This window comes from Streptomyces sp. NPDC052040, from assembly GCF_044548405.1.
Lineage (GTDB): Bacteria > Actinomycetota > Actinomycetes > Streptomycetales > Streptomycetaceae > Streptomyces.
In genome coordinates this window covers 102,452-119,420 of record NZ_JBIUBV010000014.1, presented here as the reverse complement: position 1 = coordinate 119,420, position 16,969 = coordinate 102,452, and the positions used below count along the sequence as shown (strand labels likewise).

At 72.9% G+C, this 16,969-nt stretch carries 17 protein-coding genes and 2 pseudogenes; 7 read left to right on the top strand and 12 right to left on the bottom strand.

The annotated features are described in order from the left end of the window. Nucleotide 1: 1 nt before the first annotated feature. Nucleotides 2-787, top strand: a complete 786-nt coding sequence (locus tag ACIHAA_RS24775; RefSeq protein WP_399820730.1) for a M48 family metalloprotease — start codon at nt 2-4, stop codon at nt 785-787. 105 nt (nt 788-892) lie between these two features. Here ACIHAA_RS24775 and efeU read toward each other — a convergent pair. Continuing rightward, nucleotides 893-1,740: pseudogene (gene efeU, locus ACIHAA_RS24770) on the bottom strand (iron uptake transporter permease EfeU). Nucleotides 1,741-1,843: 103 nt separating this feature from the next. Then, nucleotides 1,844-2,386 (bottom strand): annotated as a pseudogene (locus tag ACIHAA_RS24765) (imelysin family protein); the annotation flags it as partial. A gap of 140 nt (nt 2,387-2,526) precedes the next feature. Here ACIHAA_RS24765 and ACIHAA_RS24760 point away from each other — a divergent pair. The 3 genes from ACIHAA_RS24760 to ACIHAA_RS24750 all read left to right on the top strand — a co-directional run bounded on the left by ACIHAA_RS24760 (nt 2,527) and on the right by ACIHAA_RS24750 (nt 4,988). Next, nucleotides 2,527-3,204, top strand: coding sequence for a DedA family protein (locus tag ACIHAA_RS24760; RefSeq protein WP_399820728.1), 678 nt, complete (start codon nt 2,527-2,529; stop codon nt 3,202-3,204). Next, nucleotides 3,204-3,830: a phosphatase PAP2 family protein gene (locus ACIHAA_RS24755; RefSeq protein WP_399820727.1), complete on the top strand. Its 627-nt coding sequence runs from the start codon at nt 3,204-3,206 to the stop codon at nt 3,828-3,830. The genes ACIHAA_RS24760 and ACIHAA_RS24755 overlap by 1 nt, the downstream gene beginning before the upstream one ends. 267 nt (nt 3,831-4,097) lie before the next feature. Further along, the gene (locus ACIHAA_RS24750) at nt 4,098-4,988 is read left to right on the top strand and encodes a hypothetical protein (RefSeq protein WP_399820725.1); all 891 of its coding nucleotides are present in this window, start codon (nt 4,098-4,100) and stop codon (nt 4,986-4,988) included. A 25-nt stretch (nt 4,989-5,013) separates the two neighbouring features. Here the strand turns inward: ACIHAA_RS24750 and ACIHAA_RS24745 are convergent, their stop codons facing one another. Beyond that, nucleotides 5,014-5,793 (bottom strand): polysaccharide deacetylase family protein, encoded by a 780-nt coding sequence (locus ACIHAA_RS24745; protein WP_399820723.1) that lies wholly within the window; start codon nt 5,791-5,793, stop codon nt 5,014-5,016. Continuing rightward, nucleotides 5,790-7,181, bottom strand: coding sequence for a glycosyltransferase (locus tag ACIHAA_RS24740; RefSeq protein WP_399820720.1), 1,392 nt, complete (start codon nt 7,179-7,181; stop codon nt 5,790-5,792). The genes ACIHAA_RS24745 and ACIHAA_RS24740 overlap by 4 nt, the downstream gene beginning before the upstream one ends. 141 nt (nt 7,182-7,322) lie before the next feature. Between ACIHAA_RS24740 and ACIHAA_RS24735 the strand changes: the two genes are divergently transcribed. The 3 genes from ACIHAA_RS24735 (at nt 7,323) to ACIHAA_RS24725 (ending at nt 9,560) form a co-directional block, all read left to right on the top strand. Continuing rightward, on the top strand, nt 7,323-7,748 hold the full coding sequence (locus ACIHAA_RS24735) for a BlaI/MecI/CopY family transcriptional regulator (RefSeq protein WP_399820718.1): 426 nt from the start codon (nt 7,323-7,325) through the stop codon (nt 7,746-7,748). A 4-nt stretch (nt 7,749-7,752) separates the two neighbouring features. After that, nucleotides 7,753-8,802 (top strand): M48 family metalloprotease, encoded by a 1,050-nt coding sequence (locus tag ACIHAA_RS24730; RefSeq protein ID WP_399820716.1) that lies wholly within the window; start codon nt 7,753-7,755, stop codon nt 8,800-8,802. 227 nt (nt 8,803-9,029) lie between these two features. Continuing rightward, the gene (locus ACIHAA_RS24725; protein WP_399820714.1) at nt 9,030-9,560 is read left to right on the top strand and encodes a hypothetical protein; all 531 of its coding nucleotides are present in this window, start codon (nt 9,030-9,032) and stop codon (nt 9,558-9,560) included. Nucleotides 9,561-9,579: 19 nt separating this feature from the next. Here the strand turns inward: ACIHAA_RS24725 and ACIHAA_RS24720 are convergent, their stop codons facing one another. From ACIHAA_RS24720 to ACIHAA_RS24685, 8 genes are all read right to left on the bottom strand, one after another. Further along, a complete protein-coding gene (locus ACIHAA_RS24720; RefSeq protein WP_399820712.1) occupies nt 9,580-10,086 on the bottom strand; it encodes a universal stress protein in 507 nt (168 codons plus the stop codon). A 138-nt stretch (nt 10,087-10,224) separates the two neighbouring features. Then, nucleotides 10,225-10,944, bottom strand: a complete 720-nt coding sequence (locus tag ACIHAA_RS24715; protein ID WP_399820710.1) for a GntR family transcriptional regulator — start codon at nt 10,942-10,944, stop codon at nt 10,225-10,227. Nucleotides 10,945-11,140: 196 nt separating this feature from the next. Then, a complete protein-coding gene (locus ACIHAA_RS24710) occupies nt 11,141-12,142 on the bottom strand; it encodes a proline racemase family protein (protein WP_399820708.1) in 1,002 nt (333 codons plus the stop codon). A gap of 31 nt (nt 12,143-12,173) precedes the next feature. After that, nucleotides 12,174-13,070 carry a dihydrodipicolinate synthase family protein gene (locus ACIHAA_RS24705; RefSeq protein ID WP_399820706.1) on the bottom strand — a complete coding sequence of 299 codons (897 nt, stop codon included), beginning with the start codon at nt 13,068-13,070 and terminating at the stop codon, nt 12,174-12,176. Between the two features lie 82 nt (nt 13,071-13,152). Then, nucleotides 13,153-14,562, bottom strand: a complete 1,410-nt coding sequence (locus ACIHAA_RS24700; protein WP_399820704.1) for an FAD-dependent oxidoreductase — start codon at nt 14,560-14,562, stop codon at nt 13,153-13,155. Further along, complete coding sequence (locus ACIHAA_RS24695; protein WP_399820702.1) at nt 14,552-14,851, bottom strand: (2Fe-2S)-binding protein; 300 nt, start codon at nt 14,849-14,851, stop codon at nt 14,552-14,554. Before ACIHAA_RS24695 ends, ACIHAA_RS24700 begins: the two co-directional genes overlap by 11 nt. Further along, on the bottom strand, nt 14,848-16,005 hold the full coding sequence (locus ACIHAA_RS24690; protein WP_399820701.1) for an NAD(P)/FAD-dependent oxidoreductase: 1,158 nt from the start codon (nt 16,003-16,005) through the stop codon (nt 14,848-14,850). The genes ACIHAA_RS24695 and ACIHAA_RS24690 overlap by 4 nt, the downstream gene beginning before the upstream one ends. A gap of 277 nt (nt 16,006-16,282) precedes the next feature. Then, entirely contained in the window at nt 16,283-16,819 is a 537-nt protein-coding gene (locus ACIHAA_RS24685) for an NUDIX hydrolase family protein (protein WP_399820699.1), read from the bottom strand. Between the last annotated feature and the right edge of the window lie 150 nt (nt 16,820-16,969).

Sequence of the window (16,969 nt, the reverse complement as noted above, 5' to 3'; positions counted from 1 at the left end):
GGTGGAGGTCTGGCCTGCCGCGGTCCCGTTCGCCGTCCTGTCCGGTGCGCTGCTGTCGGTGCAGCTGGTCCTGGTGGTGCGGCGCTGGTCTCGGCACCGCTCGCTGCTCAGGCGTGCTTGGCTGGCGGCGGAGGAGGGCACGGGGGACGGGGATGTGCTGGTGGTCCCGGGAAGCGACGTGGACGCCTTCGCGCTTCCCCGGTACCGGGGGCGCAGCGGCAGAGTGGTCGTGACGTCCGGGATGCTGCGGTCGCTGAGGGAGGGCGAGCGCACGGTTCTCCTGGAGCACGAGCGGGCGCATCTGGCCGGGCGCCACCATCTGCTGTCGGCGTTGGCCGACCTCGCCGCTGTCGTGCACCCCTCCCTTCGGAGCCTTCGGGAGGCGCTGGACTTCCAGCTGGAACGGTGGGCGGACGAGGATGCGGCCAGAGCCGTGGGGAACCGGCGGGTGGCGGCCGCGGCCATCGCCCGGGCGGCGCTGGCCGGGACGTCCCGTCCGCGCGTCACGGGATATCCCCGGCTGTCGGCGACGAGCGGCCCGGTGCGAAAGCGCGTCGAGGCCCTGCTCCTGCCCGAGCCGACGGCTCCGCGCGGGGGTGTCCGGCGGGCAGGCGTCACGGCGTTGGCGGGGACGGTGGTCGTTGCGGCGGTGGCGGCACTCGCCCTGGCCTACGGGCTGCACGAGTACGTGGAGTACGCGGCGCGGCAGCTGATCGCAGCGCCGGGGGGCTGCTCGAGTCCCTGCGGCGTCCGGCACACGTTGCCCGGTGCAGGCGCGGCCCAGTGAGCACTGCCCCTCCTTCTGCCGGGTTGAGCGGGCCGAAGGAGGGGCCCGGAACCGACGGCCACGCTCACGAGCTTGGCCGCAGCCGACAGCGCCAGGTGATGCCGCTCATTCGGTGCTCGGGCGGCCGGCGGCCCGCTGGGACAGGGCAGCGGGGCGCGTGCGCTCCGGGGCCAGGAAGAGGGCCATGACGGGGGTGAGGTACAGCAGCCAGACGATGACCTGGAGGACGGTGGGATCGGGCTGGAAGTTGAAGATGCCCTTGAGCAGGGTGCCGTACCAGGAGTCGGCCGGGATGGTGTCGCCGATGTCGAAGGCGAGGTTGCGCAGGCCCGGCAGGATGCCGCCTTCCTGGAGGTCATGGATGCCGTACGCGAGGACGCCGGCGGCGACGAGGACGAGCATGGCGCCCGTCCAGCGGAAGAACTTGGCCAGGTTGATACGCAGCGTCCCCTTGTAGACAGCCAGCCCAGCACCACGGAGGTGGCCAGACCGAGCAGGGCGCCGACGAGGGGGCGCACCCCGTCGCCGCTGGCCTGCACGGCGGTCCAGATGAACAGCGACGTCTCCAGTCCTTCGCGGCCGACGGCGAAGAAGGAGGTGATCACGAGGGCGCCGGTGCCGAGCGCGAGAGCGGCGTCGAGCTTGCCGTGGAGTTCGCTTCTGAGGTGGCGGGCGGTGCGCCGCATCCAGAACACCATCCAGGTGACCAGCCCGACGGAGAGGATGGACAGGGTGCCGCCCAGGATCTCCTGCGCCTGGAAGGTGAGGGTGGACGAACCGAATTGCAGCAGGGCACCGAAGGCGAGCGAGAGCGCGACGGCGAGGGCGACGCCTGTCCACACGGGCGTCAGCCGGTTCTTGTTGCCGGTCTTGACGAGATAGGCGATGAGGATGCAGACGACGAGGCTCGCCTCCAGACCCTCGCGCAGTCCGATCAGATAGTTGCCGAACACGCCGGTTGCTTTCTCCGGTTGAAGCAGTGGGGTGCCGTGGTGACGGCGAACAGGGCCGGACTCACCTGCTGGGTCTGCTCGTGGCCGCGTCGTGCCGTCGGGTTCACTTCGCCACAGCGGCGGCGAGCTTCGACAGCGGCTCGGCCAGGGCGTTGACCCCGTCGGAGAGTTCCTTGCGCTCGGCCTCGGAGACCTTGTCGTAGGACTCGTAGGACCCGTAGGCGGAGGAGTTCCGGTTTGCGGCGTCGCGGGTGCGGTAGGCGGCCAACTGCCCGCTCAGGGAGGCGAACTGCTTGTCGAGTTCCTTGGCCAGCGCGGGGTCGTTCTTCCGGGCGATCGGCTTGAGCAGGTCGTACGACGTCTGCGCACCTTCGAGGTTGGCCTTGAAGTCGACCAGGTCGGTGTGCGAGCAGCGTTCCTCCTCGCCGGTGACCTTGTTGCGGGCGACCTCGTCGAGCAGGCTCTTCGCGCCATTGGCCATGGACGTCGAGGTGATCTCGGCGGTGCCCGCCTTCTTCACCCAGGCGTTCAGGTCCGTCATCAACTGGTCGGCGAGCGCCTTCGCCCTGGGCAGGGCCTGCTCGGCCTGCGCCAGGACGTAGGAGCGGTGGGCGGCGACCGCGGCATCGGCTTCCGGACTGCGCCCGGCGGCCGTGTTCGTCTACAGTGGTGTAGACCGACTACTGAACTGTAGACGCGGGGGACTTTCCGTGTGCGCGTCGTAGCAGCGGTCGACGCCCGTGTCGGGTACACCCGACAGCCGATCACCGAAGGGGCCCAGAGCCGATGACGCTTGCAGACCAAGCCGCACTCCCGCTTCAGCTCGCCGTGAACGTCCTCGACGCGCAGTCGCTGCTCGCCGCCTTCGGCACCATCGGCATCGCCGTGGTGATGTTCGCCGAGACCGGCCTGCTCATCGGCTTCTTCCTCCCCGGCGACTCGCTGCTGTTCACCGCCGGTCTGCTGTGCGCCGGAGGCTCGGCGGCCACGCCGGGGCATCTGTCCCTCGGCTGGGTGCTCATCGCCGCCGCGGCGGGTGCACTGGCCGGGGCCCAGACCGGATACCTGCTCGGGCGACGTGCCGGACCGGCACTGCTCGCCCGCACGAAGTCCCGCAAGATCACCGATGGTGCCGCCCGGGCGTCGGACATCCTCGAACGCTACGGACACGCCAAAGCGATCGTGCTGGCCCGCTTTCTGCCCGTGGTGCGCACGGTGCTGAACCCGCTCGCCGGCGCGCTGGACGTCCCGGTGCGGACCTTCACGTTCTGGCAGGCGCTCGGCGGACTCCTGTGGACCGTGGGTCTGGTGCTGGCCGGATACGGGCTGGGCGCCTCGGTCCCCAACGTCGACCGCTACCTCCTGCCGATCATCGCCGTCATCGTCGTCGTCTCCCTCGTCCCCGTCGCCCTGGAGCTGATGCGCTCCCGGCGTGCCCACAGCGCCGGGGGAGGCGAAGCCTGATGCATGGGGCCACGCCGCTGGCTGCCGCACAGGCGTACGGCGGTTCCGGGCTCGACCGGAGCGTGTACGAGGACGCCGTCGATGCCGCGCACAGCGCCCCGTCCTGGCTGGACGGCGTCGTCTCGGCGTACTCCACCTACGGGCTGGCCCTGTTCGCCGTCCTGATGCTCGTCGGCTGGTGGCAGGCGCGGAACGAGGATGGGGGACAGGCCGTGAAGGCCCTGGCCGCCCCGGTGCTGACCGTGATCGCCTTCGCCGTCAGCACCGCGCTGAAGCAGGCGGTCCACGAGAACAGGCCCTGCCGGTCCCTGCATGTGATCACGCTGGAGGCGTGTCCCGCGCCCGGCGACTGGTCCTTCCCCAGCAACCACGCCACCGCGGCCGCCGCGGCAGCCGTCGCCCTGTGCTTCGTCTCCACCCGCCTCGGCGCGATCGCGACCGTCCTCGCGCTGGCGATGGCGGTCTCCCGGGTGTGGGTCGGGGCCCACTATCCGCACGACATCCTCGCCGGTCTCGCCGTCGGTGCCCTCGTCGCCCTGTCCCTGGGGCTCCTTGTGTCCCGGCACGCCCGGGCGACGGCAGGGCTCTTCGGCCGGACCCGGCTGCGCTTGCTGATCGCCTCATGAACCCCTGTACCGGGTGAGCCGTCCCGGATCGCCCGCGCCCGACGGTCACGCGGAAGGGCCGCGGGGGGGGGGGGGGGGAGAGAGGCAGCCGCAGCGGGCACCGCGACACGCCGACTGAGCAGCCACCCGGCGGACGGTCGGGACACATCGGGCCGACACTGCCAAGGTCGACTCCGGCGGCCGTCCTCGCGGTCGCCTCTCCTCACAGGGTGCGCCCCCCGTCGCGGGGCGGGCGCACCGGCGTACTCCCGGACAGGAGCCCCCACCTTGGAGCAACCGGAAGGCTTCACCGATCTCGGCGTGACGAGCAGGGGCACGTCGGTGATGAAGAAACTCCCGGAGGTGACACTGGCGTTCTGGATCATGAAGATCGCCGCGACCACCCTCGGTGAGACGGCCGGCGACCTCTTCGCACAGACCTTGAAGGTCGGCTACTTCCTCACCACGGTCGCACTGTTCCTCGTCTTCGTGGTGACACTCGTCGTCCAGCTCAGGTCCAGCCGCTACAACCCGTTCTTCTACTGGACCGTGATCCTGTCGACCAGCATGGCCGGGACCACCATGTCCGACTTCATGAACCGTGATGCCAGCGCCGTGTATCTCTCCAACGGCGCCACTTCACTCGGGTGGGGACCGCAGGGCCTCGGCCTCGGCTACCCGACCGGCGCCGCGATCCTGATCTCGATCCTGCTGGTCATCTTCGCCGTGTGGCGGCTGACCGGGATGACCTTCCAGATCCGGGAGATCGTCACCTTCCGGGGCGAGGCGCTGTTCTGGTCGGCGATCCTCGTCTCCAACACGCTCGGCACGTCCATGGGCGACTTCCTCTCCGACAGCTCCGGTCTCGGCTACGCCGGCGGCGCGCTGCTCGTCACCGGGGCGCTGGCCGTCCTTGTTGCCCTGATGAAGGTGCCGGCGGTGCCGAACGTGCTGCTGTTCTGGATCGCGTTCGTCCTCACCCGCCCCCTGGGCGCCACCGCGGGCGACCTCCTGACCAAGCCGACGGCCAAGGGCGGTCTGAACCTCGGCACGGTCGGCTCCTCGGCCGTGTTGGTGATCATCCTGTTCGGCCTGATGGCCCATGCACAGGTCCGGGAGCGCCGGACCACTGCTCCGCGGCCGCACCGGCGCGAGTCGGTCGCCCAGCGCGCCGACTGACCCCGGTCGCCGGTGCGGCAGGCCCTCACCACAGCCGCACCGGTGGCAGCTCCCGGGCGCCCCGGCTCTCCCCCTCCGCCGGTGGCCATCCGTGGTCGCGCAGCCGGCCCACCGTCAGGCCCCGCTGGGTGCAGGTGTCGAGGATGCGGGGGAGGGCGCCCAGGGCCGAGCGCCAGGCGCCGGGGGCGGAGGTGCAGTCGGAGTCGTGCAGCAGGACGGTGCCGCCTCCGTCCAGATCGGCGGTCACCGTGCGGTGGACGGACTCGGGCGTGGCCCGGGACGTCCAGTCCTCACCCCAGCAGGTCCACAGCACCGGGGTGAGCCCGAGGCGGCGGGCCGCCACCTGGGCGGCGGCGGACATGACACCGTACGGCGGCCGGAAGAGCGTGGGCCGGTCACCGGTGATCGCGGCGACCGTGTCACGGGCGCGGGCGATGTCGTCGTGGGTGGCGCGCGGGCCGCGCAGCGGCAGGGGGCGGTGGAGCCAGCCGTGGACGCCGATCTCGTGCCCTGCCGCGGCGATCTCGCGGACCAGGCCGGGACTGCGGCGCGCCTGGCTGCCGAGCAGGAAGAAGGTGGCGCGCACCCCGCGCGCGTCGAGCAGGCGCAGGAAGAACGGGGTGGACAGCGGGTCGGGTCCGTCGTCGAAGGTGAGGGCGACGTGGTCGGCACGGCCCCGGCCGGACAGACGGGGCATGAAGCGGTTGCGCAGCGGGCCGAAGGCCGAGACGGCGGGAGCGCAGTGCCCGGCGGCCGCGAGGGCGGCGGTCAGGGCGGCCGTGCGAAGGAGCGGGGACGCATTCACGAGTGGTGTCCTTCCGGGGCGGTGCCCTGGCCGGGCTCGGGGCGGTCGGGGTCGAGGGAGTGGCCCAGGGTGCGCAGCAGGACCGGTCCCTCCTCCGTCGCCGCGATGCCGGTGCCGACGGCGCAGGCCCACACGGCGCACGCCGCCGCGGTGGTGACGCCGAGGCGGCGCGGGCGGGTGCGGCGGAGCCGGGCGGCCGGCCGGTGGCGGCGGGGCGCCGGTCCCGTGCGGTGGACCCGGGCCGCCTCGGCCGCCGGGCCGTCGTCCGGGGTGGGCGCGAAGAGGCCCAGCGCCGCCGTGCGTTGCCGCTGTCCCAGCGGACCGTCGACCAGATCGCACAGCACGCTCTTGAGGTCGGCCGGGTCCCGGATCCAGACGGCCACCCCGGCCTCGTCGAGTGCGGCGGCGTTGGTCAGGCCGTGGCCCGGTATGCAGCGGTAGCTCGCCACGGGCAGGCCCGTGGCGAACGCCTCCAGGGAGGTGAGCCCGCCCGCGTTCTGCACCAGGACGTCCGCCGCGTGCATCAGGCCGGGCATGTCGTCGACCCAGCCGTGCACGTGCTCGACGCCGTCCGCGCGCAGATGCCGGGCGAGCGCCTCGTTGCGGCCGCAGACGACGACCGGGACGGCGGCGCCGCACGCGCGCAGTTCCCGGGCGACCCGCCGGACCGGACCGACCCCCCAGGACCCGGCGACCAGCAGTGCGAGCGGGGTGTCGTGCGGCAGTCCGAACCTGGCTCGTGCCCGGTCGCGCTCCGGCCCGTCGCAGGGGCGGAACCGGGGGTCGGCGACCGGACCGCACACCCGGACGTCCCGGGCTCCGGCCGCCCGGGCCTGGGCCGCGGGCACGGCATGGGCCGCGAGATGGACGTCCACGCCGTCCGCCACCCACAGCGGGTGCACCGAGAAGTCGGTCAGATAGGTGAGGACGGGGACGCCCAGGCGCCCCGCGAGGCGCAGATTGCCGAGCACACGGCTGGCGCCGGGGTAGGTGGAGACGACGGCTCCCGTACCGGGGCGCAGGGCGTTCAGGACGCGGTCCTCGGCGGCCCGGAGCAGGGCGCGCGCCACGGGACCGCCGCCTCCGGCGCGTTCGGTGCCCGCGTAGATCCTCTGGTAGGCCCAGGGGGCGCGGACCAGCATCCGGCGGTAGCCGTCCCGCACGGCCCGCCCGAGCCCGGCGGGCAGCAGATCCAGCAGGTCGTAGCGGTCGACGGCGCAGCCGTCCGCCAGCAGCCGGCGCTCCAGCTCGGCGGCGGCGCCGTCGTGGCCCGCGCCGACGCCCGCCGAGACGATCCCGATCCGCCGTGACGGGGTGGCCGAACCGCGGGGTGCCGGCGGGAGAGCCGCGGTCGCGCGTCTCGCAGGCGAATGTCCGGGGTTGGTCATGGGCTGTCCTCTGCGCTTCGGGGAGAGAGTGTTGACTACGACATGTAGTAGCTCGCGGTTCGAAGCACGGAGCTTACCTCCTACAACTAGTAGGAGGACGTCGGGTAGCCTGATCGTTGCAGGACGGGAGAAAGGCCGACGGTGAACGACCCCAGGGACGACGAGGCTCACGGCGCACCGGGCAGGCGGGCGCGCGGTGAGCTGGAGAGCGACGTGCTCGCCGCTCTCTGGTCCGCCGACGAACCGCTCACTGCCCGGCGGGTCTTGGAGCGGCTTCCGGGGGGCCTGGCATACACCACGGTCCTGACGATCCTGTCCCGGCTGTTCGACAAGGGCATGCTGACCCGGCACCGCGAGGGCCGGGGATACGCCTACGCGCCGGCCCGCGACGAGGCGTCGCACACCGCGCAGCGCATGAAGTCGCTGCTGGAGGGCGGCTCGGACCGCGAGGCGGTGCTGACCCGCTTCGTCTCCGAACTCTCCGAGCGGGACGAGCAGTTGCTGCACCAGCTGCTGTCCGGGCGCGACGGGGACGACGACACCGGGCGCACCGGCCACGGGACGTGAGCCGGTGCTGATCAGCGTCTACATACCGCTCGCCGTCACGGCCCTGCTGGCCGCGCTCGCACCCCGCCTGTCCCGTCGGCTCGCCCCGCGCACCGCGGCGTGGGCGCTCGTCTGCGTCGCCCTGGTGACGACGGTCGGCTGGGCGGGGTCATTGGCCCTGCTGGCGTTCACCAGGATCGCCCAGATCCCGGAGGTCGCCGAGGAGGGCCGGTGGTCGGTGCCTGCGCTGCGGGCCGAGGACCCGGTCCACCTCGTCGTCGCGGGAGGCAGCGCCCTGGTCCTGCTGGGCGGATCCGCCTGCCTGGTGTGCGTCGCCGTACGGCAGGTACGTCACCTCCTGTGGGCGCGGCGCGAGTGCGCGCGGATGCCCGGCGGGAGCGAACTGGTCGTCCTCGACGAGGACGCCCCGCAGGCGTTCGCCCTGGCCGGTGCGCCCGGCCGCATCGTGGTGTCGCGGGGCATGCTGCGCTGCCTCGGCGACGGGGAACGAGAGGCCCTGCTGGCACACGAACGGGCCCATCTGCGCGGCCGGCACCACCGGTTCCAGATCCTGTGGCGGCTTGCGGCGGCCGTCAATCCGCTGCTGCGGCCCCTTGCCGAGGCGGGCGGCTTCGCCCTGGAACGCTGGGCCGACGAGGAGGCCGCGGCACGGGTCGGCAGCCGCCGGGTCGTCGCCCGTGCGGTCGGCCGTGCCGCCCTCGCCACCGCGTCCCACCAGCCCAGAGCGTTGGGGCTGGCCGCCACCGGGGGCGCCGTACCCCAACGGGTCCGGGCCCTGCTCGAACCCCCTCCGCCCCGCCGCAGGCTCCCCATCGCCGCAGGCGCCCTGCTGCTCACCCTGTGCTGCGCCGGGCTGGCCAACGCGGCGTCGGACAGCGACCAGATGCTCGACGACGCCCACTGGGCGCACTGCGCGACGACGGCCGGGCACCCGGGCGCACCGGCGCCGGACGGCTTCCACGGCGGCCTCGACGTCCACTGCGGACACCGACTGCGGGGTGAGCGGGGAGAGCACCACGCTTCGGGCGCGGACGCGGGTCGTCCGGACCACTGAGCCGCGCAGACGGCGGAGGGCGGCTCACTCCGGCGGCCCGTACCGTCCCGGAACCGGCCCGGCGCGCCCTGCCGTACGGAGGAGCGTACGCACACGGGCTGCCGGCCCAGGGCCGGTTCGGCCAACCGAAAGGTTCCTTCACCGGAAGTCGCCGACCCGGCTCCGAGCGGCGGTCTACCGTACGAACATGCCGCGCGGTACGCCGCGGTCGTGTGAGGAGGAGTTCCGTGACATCACCCTGTGATCCCCAGTACGCACCCGTCGGCGATGTGGGCGCAGCGCTCATGGTGATCGATTCCAGGCTCAAGGCCATCTACGACGGCAAGACCGGGAGCGATCCCGAACAGCAGGAGTTAGTGGACCAGTTCGTCGCCTCCCTGGGCCCCGGGGGAGTCGATGCGCTGCTGGACGGCGTCTGCACGCTCATCTATGTGTTCATGAAGTGGCTCCGGATGACCTGCGAGAGCCACGGCAAGGACGTCATCGAGTACTCGGTGCCCGCCCTCGTGGCCACCATGCGCGCGATGACCAAGTCCTTTCGTCCCGAGGTCATTCCCACCATGGCCGGTCTGCTCGTCGCCGCCGGCACCGGACTGAGCCCCAACCTCTGGCGTGCCCAGTACGGCAGTTGGACCGCGGCCGAGATGAATCCGCTGGAAGCCACGGCCGTGCTGCTCGCCGAGCACATCAACCGGATCGGCGGCGACCACGACTTCGCCACCCGCCTGATCACCGAGGCTCTGTCCAACGCGGAGTAGACCTTTGTCCCCCTGTCACTCAACGATCCTGGGGCCGGTGCGGCAGAGGCGGCGGCGGGGGCAGGGTCGCTGTGCCGGGAGCCGGTTCCGGCCAGACGAGCAGGACGGGGCAGGGGGCGTGGTCGACGACGAAGCGGCCCGCGGGTCCCAGGCTGTGCGGGCCGAGACGGGTGCGGTCGCCGTCACGGGCCAGGACCAGCAGATCGGCTCCTTCGGCGGCGGCCACCACCTCCCGTTCGGCGCGGCCGCTGCGCTCCCGGCGGGTGCACGGACGCCCCAGGCGTTCCGCGGCCGCGGTCAGGAGGCGTTCGCCCGCGGCTGTGGCCTGGTGCTCCATCGCGGTTCCGGGGTCACGCCCGGGGTGGGCCCGGCCGAGCAGTCCGGCGAAGGCACCATGGGCGGCGCCGGGGGCGCCGGGGTCGGCGACATGCAGCAGCGTGATGTCCGCGTTCTCCGGGGCGTGGGCCGCGACCGCGTCGACACAGGCGGGCCAGGTGCCTTCGACGATCCAGGCGATGACGGTCATGGTGATCGGCCTCCGCTCACATGGGGCGACGCCCACAGTGCCACTCGCGTGCCCCGGCGTGTATCCGCGCCGCGCCCAGGTGCACATCCGCGCCGGGGCGCGGTGTGGATGCACGACGGGATGCGGCGCGGATGCGGCTCAGTGTCCCGCGTCGTGGTGGGTACCGCCGTCATGGGCCGCCCACAGGCCCCGCACATGGCCCAGATGCCGGGTCATCACCGCCCGGACGGCCTCCTCGTCCCCGTCCAGCAGGGCGTCCAGGAGTTCGAGGTGCTCCTGTGCCGAGGCCAGCAGCCGGCCGGCCTTCACCAGGGCGGTCAGGCCGTACAGCCGGGACCGCTTGCGCAGATCGCCGACGACCTCCACCAGATGGGCGTTGCCCGCCAGCGCGAGCAGACCGAGGTGGAAGCGGGTGTCGGCCTCGACATAGGCGATGAGGTCCCCCGCGACCGCGGCGGAGACGATCTCCCGTGCGGCGGGCCGCAGCGCCTCCAGTGACACCCGGTCCGCGGTCCGGGCCAGCCCGACCGTGGTCGGGATCTCGATGAGGGAGCGGATCTCGGTGTACTCGTCGAGCTGCTTCTCGGAGACGGCGGTGACCCGGAAACCCTTGTTGGGGACGGTGTCGACCAGGCCCTCCTTGGCCAGATCGAGCATCGCCTCGCGCACCGGGGTCGCCGAGACACCGAACCGCCCGGCGAGCGCGGGCGCGGAGTAGACCTCGCCCGGGAGCAACTCGCCCGCGACCAGGGCGGCCCGCAGGGCGTCGGCGACCCGCTCGCGGTAGCTGCTCCTCTTGCCGCCGAGCGTGGGCAGGGCGGGAGCGGCGGACGGCGAACCGGTGCGCTGGGCGGTCATGGGGGTGTCTCCTTGTACGGGTTGTACGGCACCTGGGGAGTACGGGAGTCGGCAGGGCACAGCCCTGTTCGCCGGGCTGTGCCATGTCACGCACCACGAGTATTCCAGGCGTGGGAGCGGTCGCGGAGGGGGCGGGAGGGGGCGATGAGAAGGGGGCGACGGGAAGGGGCGGCTAGAGCTCGAAGCCTTCGGGGAACTAGAGCACGAAGCCTTCGGGGAAAGGGTCTTCAGGGTCCAGCAGGTACTGGGCGGTGCCGGTCACCCAGGCGCGGCCGGTGAAACTGGGCAGGACCGCGGGCAGTCCGGCCACCTCCGTCGTGCCCAGCAGCCGTCCGGTGAACCGGGTTCCGATGAAGGACTCGTTCACGAAGTCGGTGTGCAGGGGGAGTTCACCGCGCGCTTGCAGCTGTGCCATGCGTGCGCTGGTGCCCGTACCGCAGGGGGAGCGGTCGAACCAGCCCGGGTGGATGACCATCGCGTGCCGGGACAGCCGGGCGGTGGCGTCCGGCGCGTAGAGGTGCACATGGTGGCAGCCGCGGATCGTCGGATCCTCGGGATGGACCGGCTCCTGCTCCGCGTTGATCGCGTCCATCAGGGACAGTCCCGCCGCGAGGATGTCGTTCTTGCGGGCGCGGTCGAAGGGCAGTCCGAACTCCGCCAGCGGCAGGATCGCGTAGAAGTTGCCGCCGTAGGCCAGGTCGTAGGTCACCGTCCGCCCGTCCGGCAGCATGGCCCTGCGGCCGAGAGCCACGGCGAAGGACGGCACGTTTCTGAGGGTCACGGAGGTGGCGGTGCCGTCCCGGACGGCCACCTCGGCGACGACGGGACCCGCCGGGGTGTCCAGGCGGAGGGTGGTGAGCGGTTCGGTGACCGCGACCATCCCCGTCTCCACCAGTACCGTGGCCACACCGATCGTGCCGTGCCCGCACATCGGCAGAAGGCCCGAGACCTCGATGAACAGCACGCCCCAGTCGCAGTCCGGACGGGTCGGCGGCTGGAGGACGGCGCCGCTCATCGCCGGGTGCCCGCGCGGCTCGTTCATCAGCAACCGCCGTACCCCGTCCCGGTGTTCACGGAACCACAGGCGCCGTTCGTTCATGGTGGCCCCGGGAAGGGTGCCGATACCGCCGGTGACCACCCGGGTCGGCATCCCCTCGGTGTGGGAGTCCACGGCGTGCAGGACGAGTCTGCTGCGCATGTCCGCTCTCCTTCCGCTCGGTGCGGCCCGCTCAGACCGACCCCGCGGCCACGGCCTTCTCGGTGAGGGCCCGCACGGCACTCGCCTCGTCGGGCGTCAGCGGGACCCGCGGCGGGCGTACGGGACCGCCGTACCGCCCCACGACATCCATCGACAGCTTGATCGCCTGGACGAACTCCACCCGGGAGTCCCAGCGCAGCAGCGGATGGAGCAGTCGGTACAGCGCCCGGGCCGTGTCCAGGTCACCCGTGACCGCCGCCCGGTACAACCGCACCGACAGACGGGGCAGCGCGTTGGGATAACCGGCAACCCAGCCCTTGGCGCCCGCCACCGCCAGCTCCAGCATGACATCGTCGGCGCCGATCAACAGGTCGAGTTCCGGAGCCAGTTCGGCGAGGCGGTAGGCGCGTCGGGGGTCGCCCGAGAACTCCTTGACCGCCTGGACGTACCCCTCGGCGTGCAGCTTCGCGAGCAGTTCGGGAGCCAGGTCCACCTTGGTGTCGACCGGGTTGTTGTACGCCACGACCGGCAGGCCCGCCTTCGCGACCTCCGCGAAGTGGGCGAGTACGGACCGCTCGTCGGCGCGGTAGGCGTTCGGCGGCAGCAGCATCACCGCGCCGCAGCCCGCGTCGCGGGCCTGCTCGGCCCAGCGGCGGGCCTCGGCCGATCCGTATGCCGAGACCCCGGGCATCACGCGCGCGCCGCCGACCGCGGACACCGCGGTCTCCACGGTCCTGGCGCGTTCCTCGGGGGTCAGGACCTGGTACTCGCCCAGCGAGCCGTTCGGCACGACTCCGTCGCAGCCGTTCTCCCTCAGCCAGGCGCAGTGCTCGGCGAACCTGCCCTGATCTACGGCGAGTTGCTCGGTGAAGGGCAGCGCGGTGGCCACGAGGACCCCGCGCCAGGGGCGGTGCTGCGGGACGGTCATGGAGATCCCCTTCGAGTGAGGTGAAGCGCGGTGCGGTGTGTGAGGTGTGACATTGCACTGTTGGCTGTCGATTGCCGCGTCCCTACTCCGGCTGCTCCCCGGCGAGTACTCCGAGCGGCACCGGTCGGGCGAAGGGCCTGCGCGTCACCTCCTCGGGACACCCGGCGACCCCGGCGACCGCGGAGCCGCACATCCGGCCCTGGCACCACCCCATCCCGGCCCGGGTGAGGAGTTTGACGGTCCGCAGGTCACCGGCACCGAGGTCCCGCACCGCTTCCCGTACGGTCCCGGCCCGCACCTCCTCGCAGCGGCACAGCACCGTGTCGTCGGTGACCAGTTCGGGCCAGCGCGCGCACGGGGCGTAGGCCAGGTCGAGTGCGGCGGCGAAGCGCCTCAGCGCGGCCCGTCGTGCGGCGGCATGCCGGGCTCCGCCCGGATCGGGCGCGGCACCGGCGAGCCGCGCGGCGATCGACCGTCCGGCGATGTGCCCCTCGGCGAGGGCCAGTTCGACCCCGCCCACGCCGGTGGCCTCACCCGCCGCCCACACCCCCGGGATATCGGTGCGCTGTTCGCCGTCGACGTGCACCCGCCCGCCGTCGACGCGGCAGCCCAGGGTCTCGGCGAGGTCGGTGTGCGGCAGCAGACCGTGCCCGACGGCGAGGCAGTCGCAGGGGATGCGGCGCCGGGTCCCGGCCCGCACCCGGCCGTCGGCGTCGAGCGCGGCCACCGTGACCGCCGTGACGCGGTCGGTGCCATGGGCCTCGACCACGGTGTGGTGCGCCAGGACCCGGACCCGGTGGCGCAGCAGCCGCGCCCCGTACCCGGCCGCCTCCATGGCCTTGCCCGGCTCTGCGGCCAGGGCTCGGGCCTGCCGGGCGAAGCTCCCCGGGGCGGCGGACTCCACCAGCGCCGCGACCCTCGTCCCGGCCGCGGCGAGCCCGCTCGCCACCGGCAGCAGCAGCGGTCCGGTGCCGGCCACGACCGCCAGCCGCCCCGGCACCACGCGTCCGCCCTTCAGCAGCGCCTGGGCGCCCCCTGCGGTGACCACGCCGGGCAGCGTCCAGCCGGGAAAGGGCAGCACCTTCTCGTGGCCGCCGGTGGCCAGCAGTACGGCAGCGGCGCGCACCACGAAGGGCTCCTCCTGCTCCGGACCGCGCAGCGCATGCACGGCGAAGCCGTCGGGCTCCCGTGCCAGGCACCACACATGATGATCCGTCAGCTGCGTGATGCGATCCGCCGCGATCTGCCCCTCAAGTGCTTCCCGCAAGCGCCGCCAGGTGCGCTGGCCGTGCCGCGAGGCGCGGGGGGTCCATGGGCTCCGCCGGTCACGCGGGTGCCGGTCCGCGAGTGCGGCGGCGGGCTGCCGGTAGAACTGGCCGCCCGGTCGGGGTGCGGCATCCACCAGGGTGATACGGACGCCCCGCGCCGCCGCCGCGAGGGACGCGGCCAGCCCGGCCGGTCCCGCTCCGATCACCACCAGGTCAGTCCTCATGCCCCGTGCCCTCCTGGGTGCGGATCGCGTCGCCGGGGCGCACCGGTACCAGGCAGGCGCGCTGATTCGGCCGGTCGTTGACGGTCACCAGACAGTCGAAGCAGACACCGATCCCGCAGAGGACCCCGCGCGGGCGGCCCTCGTGCCGGGTCGTGCGCCAGGAGCTGATGCCCGCGGCCCACAGCGCGGCGGCGACCGTCCAGCCGGGCAGTGCCTCGATCTCGCGACCGTCGAAGGTGACGGTGAAGGCGGCGCTCCGCCGTGGCGGCTTCCAGGGCGGCGGGTTCATCCGGGCCCCACCTCCTCTTCGAAGCGGGCCGGGCGGAAGGGCGCGAGGTCCATGTCCGGTGCTGTGCCACTGAGCAGACGGGCGATCAGCAGCCCGGTGCCGGTGGCGAGTCCGATCCCGGCACCCTCGTGGCCGCAGGCGTGGAACAGGCCCGGCGCCCGGGGATCCGCGCCGATCGCGGGCAGATGGTCGGGGAGATACGGCCGGAATCCCGCGTAGGCGCGCATCGCCCGCACCGCCCTGAGGAAGGGGAAGAGCCGGATCGCCCCCGCCGCCAGTGCCCGAACCGCGGGGAGGGAGAGCGACCGGTCGAAGCCGACGCGTTCGCGGCTCGCTCCGATCAGTACCGGCCCCGCGGCCGTGCCTTCGACGACCGGCGAGGTCGCCAGGGCCGCGGAGTCGCTCGCCACGTCCGCGACATAGTCGGCCGCGTAGACCTTGTGCCGGATCCTGGGCGGCAGCGGTTCGGTGACGAGGACGAATCCGCGGCGCGGCAGCACCGGCAGCGGCGCCCCCGTCAGGGCGGCCACCTCGCCGCTCCAGGTGCCCGCGGCATTGACGACCGCCGGGGCATGGATCGGCCCCCGGTCCGTCCGTACCCCGCGCACGGCGCCGTGCGGGGTGCGCAGGATGCCGGTCACCGTTCGGCCGGTGAGCAGCCGGGCACCCGAGGCCCGTACCAGATGGGCGGCGGCGAGGGCGGGCATGACCTGGCAGTCCTGCGGGTAGAGCACACCGCCCGCCAGGCCCGGGGCCAGCTGGGGTTCCAGTTCGCGGAGCCCGTCGGGGTCGACCCGGACGGCCGTCACCCCGGCCGCCCGCTGCCCGGCGGCGAAGTCCGTGAGGGCGGTGAGTCCTTCGGGGGAGGGGGAGACGATTACCCCGCCCTTGGCCTCGTACTCGATGGCCGGGCCCAGCTCCTCGGCGATGTCGGCCCATAAGCCCGCCGACAGCAGGGCGAGTTCCAGTTCGGGTCCGGGTGCCTTGTCCGAGACGAGCAGATTCCCCTCGCCCGCGCCGGTGGTGCCGCCCGCCACGGGGCCACGGTCCACGAGCACGACGTCCAGCCCGGTCCGGGTGGCATACCAGGCACAGGAGGCGCCCACCATTCCGGCGCCGACGACCACGACATCGCAGGTCAGTCGCTGGCTCACGTCAGTACTATGTCACATGGCTCCCTGAGGGAGGCAACCCCTCGGACGATGGATTGCCCTGCAACTGCCGTGACGGGCAGGGAATTTGACCCGGGAGTCCCCGCGCCCCGCCCCCGGCCCCCTGCTGTCTGTTATCTGCCGTCCGCCCTTGGACCTGTCCCCGGTCCGCCTGTCCCCGGTCCGCCTGTCCCCGGTTGGCCGGTCCCTCCCGTCGAGGCCGTACCCGAAGGGCCGGACGGGAGGGGTGGTCGTGCGCCGCGGTGCCGGGGCGGGTCGCTCAGGACAGGCAGCCGACATGGGCCAGGGCCTGCTTGAGCAGCAGGCCCTGGCCGCCCGGCATGTCGTTCTGGACCATGTCCGAGGACGCCTCCTGGGGGCTGAACCACTCCAGATCGAGCGCGTCCTGGCGGGGGCGGCAATCCCCGGCCACCGGCACGATGTAGGCGAGGGACACCGCGTGCTGCCGGGGATCGTGGAACGGAGTGATGCCCAGCGTCGGGAAGTACTCGGCGACGGTGAAGGGCTGGAGGGAGGAGGGGACACGGGGGAGGGCCACCGGGCCGAGGTCCTTCTCCAGGTGGCGCAGGAGCGCGTCCCTCACCCGTTCGTGGTGCAGGACGCGCCCGGAGACGAGCGTGCGGCTGACGGTCCCGTCGGGCCCGATCCGCAACAGCAGTCCGACGCTGGTGACTTCGCCGCTGTCGTCGACGCGTACGGGCACGGCTTCCACGTAGAGGATCGGCATGCGGGCACGGGCCGACTCCAGATCGTCGGGAGTCAGCCAGCCGGGCGTGGTTTCGGTCGTGTCAGGCATTGGCTGATCGTACGGTCAACGGCCCGCGTTGCGCGCGTGTCGCTCCAGGTCAGGTGCAAGTCACACGGACGGGTACCGGCACGCTGCCCGACGGACGGGTGTTGGTACGACGGATGGGCGCCGGTGTGGTGTATAGCGGAGGGGCGCCGG

Excerpts from the sequence above, each read along its gene's own strand:
- ACIHAA_RS24685 (WP_399820699.1), bottom strand. The coding sequence starts at position 16,819 with ATGCCTGACACGACCGAAACCACGCCCGGCTGGCTGACTCCCGACGAT.
- ACIHAA_RS24740 (WP_399820720.1), bottom strand. The coding sequence starts at position 7,181 with ATGACCAACCCCGGACATTCGCCTGCGAGACGCGCGACCGCGGCTCTC.
- ACIHAA_RS24705 (WP_399820706.1), bottom strand. The coding sequence starts at position 13,070 with ATGACCGTCCCGCAGCACCGCCCCTGGCGCGGGGTCCTCGTGGCCACC.
- ACIHAA_RS24720 (WP_399820712.1), bottom strand. The coding sequence starts at position 10,086 with ATGACCGTCATCGCCTGGATCGTCGAAGGCACCTGGCCCGCCTGTGTC.
- ACIHAA_RS24700 (WP_399820704.1), bottom strand. The coding sequence starts at position 14,562 with ATGAGGACTGACCTGGTGGTGATCGGAGCGGGACCGGCCGGGCTGGCC.
- ACIHAA_RS24695 (WP_399820702.1), bottom strand. The coding sequence starts at position 14,851 with ATGAACCCGCCGCCCTGGAAGCCGCCACGGCGGAGCGCCGCCTTCACC.
- ACIHAA_RS24760 (WP_399820728.1), top strand. The coding sequence starts at position 2,527 with ATGACGCTTGCAGACCAAGCCGCACTCCCGCTTCAGCTCGCCGTGAAC.
- ACIHAA_RS24710 (WP_399820708.1), bottom strand. The coding sequence starts at position 12,142 with ATGCGCAGCAGACTCGTCCTGCACGCCGTGGACTCCCACACCGAGGGG.
- ACIHAA_RS24715 (WP_399820710.1), bottom strand. The coding sequence starts at position 10,944 with ATGACCGCCCAGCGCACCGGTTCGCCGTCCGCCGCTCCCGCCCTGCCC.
- ACIHAA_RS24755 (WP_399820727.1), top strand. The coding sequence starts at position 3,204 with ATGCATGGGGCCACGCCGCTGGCTGCCGCACAGGCGTACGGCGGTTCC.